This window comes from Tenacibaculum todarodis, assembly GCF_001889045.1.
GTDB lineage: Bacteria > Bacteroidota > Bacteroidia > Flavobacteriales > Flavobacteriaceae > Polaribacter > Polaribacter todarodis.
The window spans coordinates 865,029-879,269 of sequence record NZ_CP018155.1; the positions used below are offsets into that span (position 1 = coordinate 865,029).

General features: G+C 30.7%; 13 protein-coding genes. 7 read left to right on the forward strand and 6 right to left on the reverse strand.

The annotated features are described in order from the left end of the window. The first annotated feature begins 126 nt into the window (after nt 1-126). The 3 genes from LPB136_RS03995 to LPB136_RS04005 all read left to right on the forward strand — a co-directional run bounded on the left by LPB136_RS03995 (nt 127) and on the right by LPB136_RS04005 (nt 3,351). On the forward strand, nt 127-978 hold the full coding sequence (locus LPB136_RS03995; RefSeq protein WP_072554899.1) for an alpha/beta fold hydrolase: 852 nt from the start codon (nt 127-129) through the stop codon (nt 976-978). 207 nt (nt 979-1,185) lie between these two features. Further along, nucleotides 1,186-2,970 (forward strand): hypothetical protein, encoded by a 1,785-nt coding sequence (locus LPB136_RS04000; protein ID WP_072554900.1) that lies wholly within the window; start codon nt 1,186-1,188, stop codon nt 2,968-2,970. Between the two features lie 6 nt (nt 2,971-2,976). After that, complete coding sequence (locus LPB136_RS04005; protein ID WP_072554901.1) at nt 2,977-3,351, forward strand: hypothetical protein; 375 nt, start codon at nt 2,977-2,979, stop codon at nt 3,349-3,351. 411 nt (nt 3,352-3,762) lie between these two features. Here the strand turns inward: LPB136_RS04005 and LPB136_RS04010 are convergent, their stop codons facing one another. After that, nucleotides 3,763-3,984: a VF530 family protein gene (locus tag LPB136_RS04010; protein WP_072554902.1), complete on the reverse strand. Its 222-nt coding sequence runs from the start codon at nt 3,982-3,984 to the stop codon at nt 3,763-3,765. 142 nt (nt 3,985-4,126) lie between these two features. Continuing rightward, nucleotides 4,127-5,758: an aminopeptidase P N-terminal domain-containing protein gene (locus tag LPB136_RS04015; RefSeq protein ID WP_072554903.1), complete on the reverse strand. Its 1,632-nt coding sequence runs from the start codon at nt 5,756-5,758 to the stop codon at nt 4,127-4,129. Between the two features lie 201 nt (nt 5,759-5,959). Here LPB136_RS04015 and gcvT point away from each other — a divergent pair, with 201 nt between their 5' ends. Together gcvT and LPB136_RS04025 are read left to right on the forward strand one after the other, a co-directional pair. Further along, nucleotides 5,960-7,045 (forward strand): glycine cleavage system aminomethyltransferase GcvT, encoded by a 1,086-nt coding sequence (gcvT, locus tag LPB136_RS04020; RefSeq protein WP_072554904.1) that lies wholly within the window; start codon nt 5,960-5,962, stop codon nt 7,043-7,045. Nucleotides 7,046-7,129: 84 nt separating this feature from the next. Next, nucleotides 7,130-8,128, forward strand: a complete 999-nt coding sequence (locus LPB136_RS04025; RefSeq protein WP_072554905.1) for a metal-dependent hydrolase — start codon at nt 7,130-7,132, stop codon at nt 8,126-8,128. 3 nt (nt 8,129-8,131) lie between these two features. On the opposite strand, the gene LPB136_RS04030 is transcribed toward LPB136_RS04025, so the two are convergent. Then, on the reverse strand, nt 8,132-8,692 hold the full coding sequence (locus LPB136_RS04030; RefSeq protein ID WP_072554906.1) for a 1-acyl-sn-glycerol-3-phosphate acyltransferase: 561 nt from the start codon (nt 8,690-8,692) through the stop codon (nt 8,132-8,134). A 44-nt stretch (nt 8,693-8,736) separates the two neighbouring features. On the opposite strand from LPB136_RS04030, the gene LPB136_RS04035 reads away from it, so the two are divergent. Further along, the gene (locus tag LPB136_RS04035; RefSeq protein WP_072554907.1) at nt 8,737-10,056 is read left to right on the forward strand and encodes a DNA recombination protein RmuC; all 1,320 of its coding nucleotides are present in this window, start codon (nt 8,737-8,739) and stop codon (nt 10,054-10,056) included. Between the two features lie 47 nt (nt 10,057-10,103). Here LPB136_RS04035 and glyA read toward each other — a convergent pair whose 3' ends face one another. Further along, nucleotides 10,104-11,378 carry a serine hydroxymethyltransferase gene (gene glyA / locus LPB136_RS04040; RefSeq protein WP_072554908.1) on the reverse strand — a complete coding sequence of 425 codons (1,275 nt, stop codon included), beginning with the start codon at nt 11,376-11,378 and terminating at the stop codon, nt 10,104-10,106. Between the two features lie 197 nt (nt 11,379-11,575). Here glyA and fahA point away from each other — a divergent pair, with 197 nt between their 5' ends. Then, a complete protein-coding gene (gene fahA, locus LPB136_RS04045; protein WP_072554909.1) occupies nt 11,576-12,856 on the forward strand; it encodes a fumarylacetoacetase in 1,281 nt (426 codons plus the stop codon). A 65-nt stretch (nt 12,857-12,921) separates the two neighbouring features. On the opposite strand, the gene LPB136_RS04050 is transcribed toward fahA, so the two are convergent. Further along, on the reverse strand, nt 12,922-13,194 hold the full coding sequence (locus tag LPB136_RS04050; protein ID WP_072554910.1) for a hypothetical protein: 273 nt from the start codon (nt 13,192-13,194) through the stop codon (nt 12,922-12,924). A gap of 77 nt (nt 13,195-13,271) precedes the next feature. After that, nucleotides 13,272-14,240, reverse strand: coding sequence for a deoxyhypusine synthase family protein (locus LPB136_RS04055; RefSeq protein WP_072554911.1), 969 nt, complete (start codon nt 14,238-14,240; stop codon nt 13,272-13,274). Between the last annotated feature and the right edge of the window lies 1 nt (nt 14,241).

Here is a 14,241-nt window from a genome sequence, read left to right on the forward strand (position 1 = left end):
ATCCAAAGAAAGTAGGTATAGATTCCTGCCTTCGCAGGAATGACAATTCTATAAAATTACTTGCTTTGTTTTCAAACCAAAACTACGCAAAAATCACTACATTGTAAACATAAATTTATAAAGAATATGACTGCGGAAGATTGGAAACAAAAAGGAAAATTTATCAACGTTTTTGGTAATACTGTTTTTGTTATTGATGAAGGAAATACTGAAGAAACCTTAGTAATTCTCCACGGTTATCCAACTTCTTCCTACGATTATTACAAGGTTTTACCAGCTTTGGCTAAAAAATATCGGGTAATAATTCACGATCATTTGGGTTTTGGTTTTTCTGATAAACCGCAAGAATATTCGTATTCTTTAATTGAACAAGCCGATGTTGCACTACAACTTTGGAAACAATTGGGTTTAACAAAAGTTACACTCTTAGCGCACGATTACGGAACAAGCGTTTGTACAGAAATTTTAGCAAGACACAACAGAAAACAAATTGATTTACAAATAGATAACCTAATTCTCTGTAACGGTTCTATGCATATTGAATTGTCTCAATTACGCACCATACAGAAATTATTAAAAAGTAAACTGACTGGAAAATGGGTTGCAAAATTGACAAACTACAGCATTTTTAAAAAGAATTTAAGAAACGTATATTTTGATAAAACCCAAGCTACTGAAGCCGAATTAAAAGAAATTTGGTTGCAGTTAGAATACAATAACGGCCGAAAAGTAATACACTTATTGTCTAATTATATAAATGAACGATACTTTTTCTGGCACAGATGGATTGGTGCTTTAAAAGAAACACAAATACCAACTAAAATTGTTTGGGCAAAAAACGATCCTGTGGCTGTTTTTGCCATTGCTCAATTATTAGCTACCGAAATACCGAATAACAAATTGTTACCACTTGAAAACACTGGACACTTCCCAATGTTAGAAAACCCTTATGAATGGTTGGAGTTGGTTTTGGTATAACGAGAATTAAAACCAGTTTTTCCCTCTTGCTTTTTTAAAGTAAAAAATATAACTTCGCTAACTGCGATTATAAAACATTAAAACGTTGCATAATCGTTATAACGTTGTGGTTTATATTTCGCTAATCTAAAAACGGAATTGAGTATCTAGAAAATCACAGCTTGTTAAATAACAAAAAATGAATATTAATTTTTAAATTTACAGTGTATGAAAAACAGAAAAATAAACTTTATCAAACTTGGAATATTCCTTTTTGGATTTTCTTTATTATTTACTAATTGTCAAAACCAAGAAACTGACTCTTTAAATAATGAACATTTTGGTATAAACCCTAAATTTGAAAAACAAACAATTTCTTTTACCAAACTTAAAAACGAAAACAATTCTTTAGATTGGTTATTAAATAAAAACGAACTCAATCAATATAAAAAACAACGAGGTGAAAACAGTACATATTTTGACTTTATCAGGCTAATTGATTCTTCTAAAGTAGTTGTTTTTCAAGATAGCGTAATTAAAACCTATACACTTCCTATTATTACTTCACTGCCAAAAGAAGATACTGAGTTTTTTAATTTAGTTATAAAAAAAGTAAATAATCAAACAACTGTTTTTGTTATTAAATATAAACCCATAAATTACAATAATAATATTGAAAAATTTGTTGGTGAAATTGAAGTCTTTAACAAAGATGGTGAAATAATTGCAACTAAAAATATAAACAATCAACAACAGCAAAAATCTTCTAATAATATTTATTCTAGAAGTTGTGTTACCATAGATGCAATTTATGCAAGATGTGGTTGCGGTGGTAATGCTAACGGACATCCACCTTCTGGTGCTTGGTGTTGTGAAGGAAGTCCACAAATTGGAATGGAATATACTTTTTGTAATAATGATAATTCAAACAGTGGTGGTAGTACAGTTGGAAATGGAGGAATTCCCACAAATCCTACAACTGTTGATGATATACTACTTTTAGAAACTAATTTTTGGAACTCGTTAACTTCTGATCAACAAAACTTTTGCTTATTTAATAATGTTGTTTACGACGATATTAAAGATTTTTTATTTACTAATAATTACTCTTATCAAGCTAAAAACTTTGCAAAACAAATTATTAAATCATTAGAAAATAATACCGATTTAGATATAACACCATATTTAAGTAATATAACTTCGACTTCTTCTGGTGTTTCTTACCAAGATTATGATCCTAATGACCCAATCTTAGGAAATCAAATATTATTAGATATTGCGAATAATGCTATTGATGGTTTCGGAAACTTAATATTAATATACTTAGAGTATAGATCTCATCCTGCCAACGAAGGTAAAATATTAAGACTTTTAATGCCTAAAATGGGATTAGAAATTTCAGACGATATTCCTGATGAAACTTTAGGAGAGTTATTTAGTTTAAGGAAAAGAAATAGAAACTTAGTTGTCGAATACCAAGATAATACTTTAAAAGGATTGATTATTGACGTAGCTGTTTCTGCTTTTGATGTAGTTGCTTTAATTTCTCCAAGCAGAGGTGGTGGAGCATATTTATTGGCAAGTGGAGGAAACAGAGTTACCGCAGTTGCGCTAAGTAATCTTTTAAAGTCTCTAAAAAACAGAATTTACACACTTAGAGGAGCTATGGTTGGAAAAAGAATTGGGCATACCTATAAAGTACATGGGAGTCATTTAACTGAGTTTTGTAAAATGAGAGCTATTAATGGAAATAAAGCTATTGGACAATGGTTAGATGATGCTGCTGCAGAAAGTTTTATTGCAAGACATTTAAGTCAATTAAGCAATGGAGCAAGAGATATTCCTATTCCTTCAAGTTTACAAAATATTGGTAGGGTATTTCGTAAAGGAGATGGTGCTATTTTTACACCAACGCACATCAGATTAGTTCCTAGTGGCTCTGGTGTATATACAGCATATCCTGTTAATTCAAGTTTGTCTTCTTTAAATACTTTAGGAATTTATATACCATAAAATTTTATGAAAACATCAAGAGAAGTAAATACAGAACTATTTTTAAGAAAAAACCAAGATTGGGGAGGAATTGAAAATACAGATCCTAATAGAGTAAAAGAATTTATTTTATATTTTAATAAAAATAAACATTTACTAAAAAAACCAGTTAATTCAGAGTTTATTGATTTAATATGCTCTTCAATGAATGAAGCAATTTTAGAAAATAAAGTAAATAATGAATTAATATGTTTATTTACACAATATTTAAATGGTGTTGAGAAAAGTGAATATAATTTGATGTTAATAAGTTATTGGGAGTCTTTAGAAAGTTCTGAAGTCGATTTTTTCCCTATTGCAGATTTAGTTAAAAAAATTTTAAAAGATGGAAAAAAAGAATGAATATAGAATTGAAAACAAAATTATAAAAATTATTTTATTAATATTCTTAGTTTTAATAGTAGTAAATCTATATGATATTTTTAAAATATTTTAAGAATAAAAAACACTATAAAAGGAAAATATTTGGAACAAATAAAATACAAACCACAACACCGTGTAAAATTAATTGCTGGTTTTAGCCAGTTTACGAAAGTCCTTGCAGACTTTCCTACCTGTGTTTATTTAGTTACTTAGTTGCTGGAACACGCAACTAATCTTACACAAGACCGTTAGCGAAAAATAAAAAAATCTTTTCAAACCTCAATAAAGCCAACAAACAAGTTTAGCCCTGATTGTAGCATTTGTTTGAGCTCTTTTTGAAGTATAAAAAAAAGCGAGTGCGGAAAGCAGGAAATAGCTTCTAAAAAAAGTTTAATCAATCATAGTTTGTAGATACAGTTTCTCTACTTTTTCTCTTGCCCAAGGTGTTTTTCTTAAAAACTTTAAACTAGATTTATATGTTGGGTTGTTTTTAAAGGCGTTTATATTTAAGATATCGCCTAATTCTTCCCAACCATATTCGAGAAATAGTTGTTCTAAAATAGTGGCTAATTTTATTCCGTGTAATGGGTTGTTGGGTTGTTCTTGGCTCATAAATTATATGAATATTTATTGTCTTTTTGTCATTCCTGCGTAGGCAGGAATCCACAGAGAGTTACTTATGGATTCCCGATTTCTCGGAAATGACAAAATTAATGTAAATCAGTGAAATCCGTGTCAGAAATAGATACATATTTTAATCTAAACTTGGTAAAATAAAATCGTCTAAGACAGATTTTTTAGCCATCATTTTTTCGATAGCTTCTACGGTTCTTGGTGCTTCTTCAGATAAGTTTTTTGGTCCGTTTTTGGTAATTAAAATATCGTCTTCAATTCTAACGGCAATTCCCCACCATTTTTTATCGCAATTACTTCCGTCTGGAATATAAATACCTGGTTCTACAGTTATTACCATATTTTCTTTAAAAGCTCCATAAGTTCCTGGATCGTGCACATCTAAACCAATATGATGCGATGTTCCGTGTGGAAAATAGTTGTGCTTTTCATCAATAGATTTTATAATTCCAAGATCAAATAAACCTTTATTAATTACTTTTTTTGCTTCTTCTCCTGGTTGCCAAAACTGTCCGCCAACTGTACTTGCAGCTATTCCTTTGTCTTGCGCTTCTAAAACAATATTGTAAATGGCTTTTTGTTCTGGAGAGAATTTTCCGTTTGCCGGAATTGTTCTGGTAACATCTGCTGTGTAACCTCTATATTCTGCGCCTAAATCCATTAAAACCATATCGTTATCTACATGCGTTCTGTTGTTTTCTATATAATGTAAAATACAACCGTTGTTTCCTGCACCAACAATAGACGGATAACCTTCGTATTCTGCGCCGTATTTTTTGTACACAAATTCGTGTATTCCTTGAATTTCAGTTTCAGACATGTGCGGTTTCATGGCTTTCATCATTTCTATTTGACCAACAGCAGAAATTCTGATTGCTTTGGTTAATAATTTTAATTCTGCTTCTGATTTAATTTCGCGCATTTCAGCCATTTTAGTCGATAAAAACTTGGTATCAATATTTGTATCTGGCTTTTTAGCTGCAGCAATTATCATTTTTTGCTTTAACTCTTTACGCAATTCATTGTTAGTTGCTGTTGCGTATTTATTGATTAATTCGTCGTTTTTAAAGGCTGGATACTTCTCGAAATTGTTATAGATACTTTTTGCAACTTCCTCCAATTTTGGATCTGGAACATTGGCAATCATATTATAAACATAGGCAACATTTGGATCCGTTTCCTTAATATCTCCATAACCAGATTGATTTTTAAATCCGTTTACCAAATCATATACTTCTGCATTATTTCTGCTAGAGTTTCTATAATCGTCTTTAAATTTTTCAGCAAAAACCTTGGTAAAATTCTTAAAATTGATGTTGTCTTTAGCAAACTCTTCTCCGTTTTTAGCAACTGCAAAACCTAATTCGGTCTTTGCTCCTTCTACACCTAAACGTTTTCCGTCCCATTGTTCTCTAACTTTATCTTTCTTTTGAACGTATAAAACCTCGTTAAATGTGTTTCCGCTTGCATCTGTTTGCTTGTCTGAATAGATAACCAAAACCGCATTTGGCTCACGATAACCTGTTAAATAATAGAAGTTTGGATCTTGATGAAACACATAATCTACATCGTTAGCTCTATTTCTAATTGGATTTGCAAATACAACAGCCACTGAATTTGCTGGCATTTTAGCACGTAAAGTTGCTCTTCTTTCTTTGTGAAATTCTGCTGATAAAAAATCGGTTGGTGTTTGCGAAAAAACTTCCGAAGCAAAAAGTAATGCTAAGATTATTAAGTAGTTATACAGTTTCATAGTTTATAAATTAATTGTTAGGCATTCAAAAGTAACTCTTTTAAAATTCGATTAAAAATAATTAACAAAAGATTTGCGAGTTTAATGCTTCTTACGGAATGACATTTTTATGGTATATCAATGTAAAAACATCGCTAAAAAGCTATTGAAAATTACATTTTTTTCAATAATTTAGCCATTAAATTTAGAATACAACAAACAATGAAAGATACAGCATTATCAAAAATACATGAAAGTTTAGGTGCAAAAATGGTTCCTTTTGCAGGTTTTAACATGCCAGTTCAGTACGAAGGTGTTACTGCAGAACATTTAACAGTAAGAGAATCTGTTGGTGTTTTTGACGTAAGTCATATGGGAGAATTTTTGGTTGAAGGAGAAAATGCGTTGGCATTAATCCAAAAAGTAACTTCTAACGATGCTTCTAAATTAGAAATTGGATCTGCGCAATACAGCTGTTTTCCTAATGAAGATAATGGAATTGTAGATGATTTAATTTGCTACCGTTTAAAAGAAGAAACGTATTTATTAGTAGTAAATGCTTCTAATATTGAAAAAGATTGGAACTGGATTTCTAAATACAACGAAGAATTTGACGCTAACATTAGAGATCTTTCAGAAAACTATTCTTTATTAGCTATTCAAGGCCCAAAAGCTGTAGAAGCAATGCAGAGTTTAACTTCGGAAGATTTATCTGCAATTGGTTTTTACACTTTTAAAATTACTGATTTTGCGGGTTACGACGGAATTATAGTTTCGGCAACAGGTTATACAGGTTCCGGAGGATTCGAAATTTACTGTAATAATGATGTTGTTGCAGATATTTGGAAGAAAGTTTTTGAAGCTGGAGCAGATTTCGGAATTAAACCAATTGGTTTAGCAGCGCGTGATACATTGCGTTTAGAAATGGGTTACTGTTTATACGGAAATGATATTGACGATACAACATCGCCAATTGAAGCAGGTTTAAGTTGGATTACAAAATTCTCTAAAGACTTTGTAAATGCTGAAGCTTTAGCCAAAGAAAAAGAACACAAACCAGAAAGACGTTTAGTTGCTTTTGAATTAGACGAACGCGGAATTCCAAGACAAGGTTACGATATTGTTGATGGAAACGGAAAAGTAATTGGAAATGTAACTTCTGGTACTATGAGTCCTTGTTTACAAAAAGGAATTGGAATGGGTTATGTACCAAGAATATTCTCTAAATCTGGAACACAAATACATATTCAGGTTCGTAAAAAAGCAATTCCTGCAACAATAGTAAAGTTGCCTTTTTACAAAGGATAAAATAGTATATAAGATAATTAAAAACAGATTATATATATTTATGTAATCTGTTTTTTTATGATTGAAATATAAATTTAGCACTCATTGGATTCATTAACTCAAATAGTTTTAGGAGCTGCAGTTGGAGAAGCTGTTTTAGGAAGAAAAATTGGCAACAAAGCAATGTTATATGGCGCTATTGCTGGTACAATTCCAGATTTTGATATTTTCTCTTCTTATTTAACAGATACAGTTTCTGCTTTAGAAATCCACCGAGGTTTTACACATTCCATCTTATTTTCTGTATTATTTGCTCCACTATTTGCCTTTATAGTTTGTAAATACGAGCGCTATAAAAACTTCAAAAACTGGACGCTATTATTTTTCTTAGCGTTTGTTACACATCCTATTTTAGATGCACAAACAACTTGGGGAACACAACTTTTTTGGCCACTTGATATTAGACTCGCCTTTAAAAATGTTTTTGTTATTGATCCGTTATATACGGTTCCGTTTTTGATCTTTTTAATTTTAGCAATGCGACAGAAAAAGCAAGCTAAAAAAAGACGTTTTTACAATAATTTAGGATTAATAGTTAGTAGTTCTTACTTAGTGTTAACGCTTATTTTAAAAATGATTTCTTATCAAACATTCAAAAAGGAATTAGCAAATCAACAAATAACTTATAAAAGTTTAAAGACAAAACCAACGCCTTTAAACACTATTTTATGGAGCGCAAATGTAGAAACGGAAAATGCTTATTTAATTGGTCATTCTTCATTTTTTGATAGCAAACCAATTCAGTTTTCTGAATACACAAAGAATCATCATTTATTAGGAGAATTGGCAAAGCACCCAAAAACAAAACGAATGATGGCAATTTCTAAAGGTTGGTTTACCATTAATAAAGAAAACAACACACTCTATTTTAACGATTTACGTTTCGGAACATTAAGCATGCAACCAAATGCTCAAAATTTTGTTTTCAAATATAAAATTGATGTTGATGCAAACGGAAATCCAACTTTTACAGAAGAACCGAAACAAAAAAGAGACGGAAAAAAGTTACTATCAGAATTATGGCAACGAATTAAAGGAAACTAAAAGTTATAAAATACGCTTGTTATTAAACAATTCTGGCTTGGCTCCTACTATTTCTTTATAATAGTCTAGAAAAACTTTAAAATCATTTTCAATATTATCTGTAGGATAAAATGGTTCCGATAATTTTATTTCTTTTTTACCAAAATCAAACGCAAACATAACAATTGGTATGTTGGCACCTTTTGCAATATAATAAAAACCAGTTTTCCATTTTTCAACATATTTACGAGTACCTTCAGGAGATAATGCCAATCTAAATTCCTCTTTAGAATCGAATAACTGTACAATTGCATCAACTAAATTAGTACTTTTAGTTCTGTCTACAGGAGAACCACCAAAAGCTCTTACAAAAAATCCCCAAGGCCATTTAAAGATCGATTTTTTACCAATAAAATTAATTTGTGTTCCCCAAGAATTTCTTGCCAATAAAGCAATGTGGAAGTCTTTCCAACTTGTGTGTGGAGCTCCAATAATTATATATTTTTTTAATTCCTTCGGAAAATCGCCGTTCAATTTCCAACCTAGAATTTTAGTATAAATAAATTTTGAAATAGCTTGTACCATTAATTGATTTTAAAGTGATAAATTTAAGCCTTAATTTTTACTTAATGAACGAATTTATAATTTACTTAATAATTGCTATAGTTGGAGTTGTAATAGGATTACTTTCAGGCAAATACTTTTCAAAACTAAAATTTGAACAAGAGAAAGCAGGTTTAGCAGAACGTAACTCTATGTTAATAGAAACGCAGAAAAACGCAGAAAAGACTATTGAAGAGCTGAAAAGTGAAGTGAAAAACATTCAATTTCAGAAAGAAGACTTGATAAAAGTTAATACGCGCCAAGATGCAGATTTAAATAATCTACAATTAAAACTTACTGAAAACAAAGACGAAGTTGAAAAGCTACAAGAAAAATTTACCAAAGAATTTGAAAACTTAGCGAATAAGATTTTAGACGAAAAATCGAATAAATTTACAGAGCAGAATAAAGAAAATATCAAAAATATATTAAGTCCGTTACAAGAAAAAATTAAAGGATTTGAAGATAAAGTAGACAAAACTCACAAAGAAAGTATTGATTATCATGCAGCTTTACGTCAACAAATAATAGGTTTAAAAGAGCTGAACACACAAATGAGTAAAGAAGCTATCAACTTAACAAAAGCCTTAAAAGGAGATAGTAAAACCCAAGGAAATTGGGGCGAATTAGTTTTAGAACGTGTTTTAGAAAAATCTGGATTAGAAAAAGATAGAGAGTATTTTGTACAACAATCGTTTACAAATGACGAAGGAAAAAGAGTATTACCAGATGTTGTAATTCATTTACCAGACAACAAAAAAATGGTAGTCGATTCTAAAGTTTCTTTAACTGCATATGAACAATATGTAAATGGCGAAGAAGAGCAAAGAGAACAGTTTTTAAAAGAGCATGTTAATTCTTTAAAACGTCACGTAGATCAATTATCAGAAAAGAAATACGAAGATATTTATAAAATAGAATCGCCAGATTTTGTACTTCTTTTTGTACCAATTGAACCTGCTTTTGCAGTTGCGTTAAATACAGATAACACATTGTACAACAAAGCTTTTGAGAAAAACATTGTAATTGTTACTCCAACAACTTTATTGGCTACTTTACGTACTATTGATACGATGTGGAATAACGAAAAGCAACAACGTAACGCAATTGAAATATCAAGACAAGCTGGTGCTTTGTATGATAAATTTGATGGTTTACTAAAAGATTTAATTGGTGTTGGTAAAAAGATAGATGCTTCTAAAACAGATTATAATTCTGCAATGAATAAACTTTTTGAAGGTAAAGGAAACTTAATTACCAGTGTAGAAAAACTAAAGAAAATGGGTGCAAAAGCTAAAAAAGCACTACCAGAAAATATTATTGCAAGAGCAAATGATGATGATTAAAAAAAGCGACCAAATTGGTCGCTTTTTTTATTCTGTAAAAAACTTTTTTACATTATAAATAATCTTCTTTGGTGCATTAATTCATGTACCTTCTCTCCTACTTGTTTCAGTTTTTCTTCATCTGTAGCATTCATTAATGCTTCATCAATTAAAGAAACTACAGTTTCCATATCTGTTTCTTTTAAACCACGTGTTGTTACTGCAGCAGTTCCAACTCTAATTCCTGAAGTTACAAATGGACTTTCAGTATCAAAAGGAACCATGTTTTTGTTTACCGTAATATCTGCTTTTACAAGAGCATTTTCAGCATCTTTACCTGTTAGACTTTTATTACGTAAATCAATTAACATACAGTGATTGTCTGTTCCTCCAGAAATAATATCGTATCCTTTTGCAACAAATGCTTTTGCCATTGCAGCAGCATTTTCTTTAACTTGTAATTGGTATTCTAAAAACTCATCCGTTAAAGCTTCACCAAAAGCAATTGCTTTTGCAGCAATAACGTGTTCTAATGGTCCTCCTTGATTTCCAGGAAAAACTGCCGAGTTAATTAACGTAGACATTTTCTTTAATTTTCCTGATTTCAATTTTAATCCAAACGGATTTTCGAAATCTTTACCAATCATAATCATTCCACCACGTGGTCCACGTAATGTTTTATGAGTTGTAGTTGTAACAATATGACAATGTGGTAATGGATCTGATAAAATTCCTTTAGCAATTAAACCAGCTGGATGCGAAATATCTGCCATTAAAATTGCACCTACACTGTCTGCAATTTCTCTAAATTTTTCAAAATCCATATCACGAGAATATGCAGAAGCACCCGCAATAATTAATTTTGGCTTGTGTTCTTTAGCTTGTTCAGCTATATGATTATAATCTATTCTTCCAGTTTCTTTATCAACTCCATAAAAAACAGGGTTGTATAATTTACCAGAAAAGTTAACTGGAGATCCGTGTGTTAAATGTCCTCCATGCGATAAATCGAAACCTAAGATTGTGTCTCCAGGTTTTAAACACGCAGCAAAAACAGCTGTATTTGCCTGAGAACCAGAGTGAGGTTGTACATTTACATATTCAGCTCCAAATAATTCTTTAGCTCTATCAATAGCAATCTGCTCTACAACATCTACTACTTCACAACCTCCATAATATCTTTTTCCAGGATATCCTTCAGCATATTTATTCGTTAAAACAGAGCCTTGCGCTTGCATAACTTGTTCGCTTACAAAATTTTCTGAAGCTATTAATTCTAAACCATTAAGTTGGCGTTCTTTTTCCTCTTGAATTAAATCAAAAATTAAGTGATCTTGTTGCATTGTTGTTTAATTTATATAAGTTTCAAAAATAGTTAAAATCAATTTCGAATAAAACAACTTTTAGCAATATTTTATAAATACTTATTATAATTACGCTTTTCAAAATAAAGTACTGTTAAAAATGTATTTTTCATTGTTTTTTTATTTTAAAATGAGAAAAAATTATGTAGGTTTGATAAAAAATAAATTACAACACAATGGTTATAACAGCAAACAATACGAATAGGAAATCTTGGTTAAAAGTTGAGGATAATTCTGACTTCCCAATTCAGAATATTCCTTTCGGAGTTTTTTTAACAAGAGATGATATAATTACTATTGGAACAAGAATTGGAGACTTTGCAATCGACTTAGGTGCTTTTCATCAATTAGGATATTTTGAAGGAATTCCACTTACGGATGATATGTTTTTACAAGATACTTTAAATGATTTTATTGCAGACGGTCGTAAAACATGGCGTTTAGTTCGTAATAGAATTGCTGAAGTTTTTGATGTTGTTAATGGAAAACTACGTGATAACGCAGAACATAAAGATAAAATTATCTTTAGAATGGATGAAGTAGAAATGCTTTTACCAGTTTCTGTTGGAGATTATACAGATTTTTATGCAAGTAAAGAACACGCAACTAATGTTGGTTCTTTATTTAGAGATCCAGAAAATGCATTATTACCAAACTGGTTACACATACCAATTGGTTATCATGGAAGAAGTTCTTCTATCATTCCTTCGGGAACACCGATTCGTCGTCCAGTTGGACAACAAAGACCTAGCGAAGGTGAAAAAACACCAAACTTTGGTCCAACAAAATTATTAGATTTCGAATTAGAAATGGCATTTATTACTACAGATGCAAATGATTTAGGAGATAGAATTCCTATTGAAGAAACTGAAGAACACATTTTTGGATTGGTCTTATTTAATGATTGGTCTGCTCGTGATATTCAAGCTTGGGAATATGTTCCTTTAGGCCCATTTTTAGGAAAAAACTTTGCTTCTACTATTTCTCCTTGGATTGTTACTTTAGATGCTTTAGAGCCATTTAGAACTGAAAATCCTAAACAAGTTCATGAACCTTTACCATATTTAAAACAAGATGGTAAAAATAGTTATGATATTAACTTGCAAATGGCTATTCAACCAGAAAACAAAGAAGAAACGGTTGTTTGTAATTCAAACTTTAAATATATGTATTGGACAATGGCGCAACAATTAGCGCACCATACTGTAAATGGTTGTCCGGTTGAAGCTGGAGATATGATGGGTTCTGGAACAATTTCTGGACCAACAAAAGATAGCTTTGGTTCTATGTTAGAATTAACTTGGCGAGGACAAAATCCTATTAAATTAAAAGACGGTTCTGAACGTAAATTTATTAATGATAATGACACTGTAATTATGCGCGGTTATTCTCAAAATGATGATGTAAGAATAGGATTTGGTGAATGTACTGGTAAGATTTTACCTGCTAAATTATAAACTAATTCTCTATCAATTAAATAAAAATCCGTTTCAAAATTGAAACGGATTTTTTTGTTATTTAATTAATCTTCTAAATCATTTACATCAAAATCATCATTATCATCAAAAAACTCTTCATCTTCTGCATATTCTTCCATTGCATTTTCTAAACGATCACTTATTTTGACTAAATAATGTGTGTCTTCAGTTTTTACTTCTACTGCTTTTACAGTTTCTCCTTTTGCATTTTTAAAGGAAATAACATCACTATAATCATAACCATCAGGATATTTATCTATTAACATATCTAATATGTCTTTTGTTAATTTTGCGTATTCTACGATTACTCTATTCATTTTTTAATACTTTTATTTTGTTGTTTTTTAGATTCCTCAATCGTTAAAAAAAACTCATTTCAGAATGACAATTATAATTACATTTCTAATAAATAAGCAAAGATTAATGGCGCTACAATGGTTGCATCACTTTCTATAATAAATTTAGGTGTATCAATATCTAATTTACCCCAAGTAATTTTCTCATTTGGAACTGCGCCAGAATATGAACCATAACTTGTAGTAGAATCTGAAATCTGACAAAAATAACTCCAAAATGGTGTTTCTGGTTTTTCCATATCTTGGTATAACATTGGCACTACACAAATCGGGAAATCTCCAGCAATTCCTCCACCTATTTGGAAAAATCCAATTCCGTTTTCAGAATTAGCTGTGTACCAATCTGCAAGGAAAGTCATGTATTCAATTCCAGACTTTACAGTGCTTGCTTTTAATTCGCCTTTTAACACATACGATGCAAAAATATTACCCAATGTAGAATCTTCCCAACCAGGACAAATAATTGGTAAGTTTTTTTCTGCAGCAGCGTACATCCAAGAATCTTTTATATCAATCTCATAATATTGTTCTAAAACACCAGACAACAATAATTTATACATGTATTCATGTGGTAAATAACGTTCTCCTTTTGCTTCAGCATCTTTCCATATTTTTACAATATGTTCTTGAATTCTTCTAAAAGCTTCTTCTTCTGGAATACATGTATCTGTAACTCGGTTTAAACCTTTTTCTAATAAATCCCACTCATCTTGTGGCGTTAAATCTCTGTAATTTGGCACACGTTTGTAGTGAGAATGCGCTACTAAATTCATAATATCTTCTTCTAAGTTTGCTCCTGTGCAAGAAATAATTTGCACTTTATCTTGTCGAATCATTTCTGCAAAAATCTTCCCTAACTCTGCAGTACTCATTGCTCCTGCTAAAGAAACTAACATTTTAGACCCTTTGTTTAATTGTGCTTCATACCCTTTAGCTGCATCTACTAAAGCAGCTGCGTTAAAGTGTAAAAAGTATTTTTCTATAAAATTTGTAATTGGTTTTTTCATT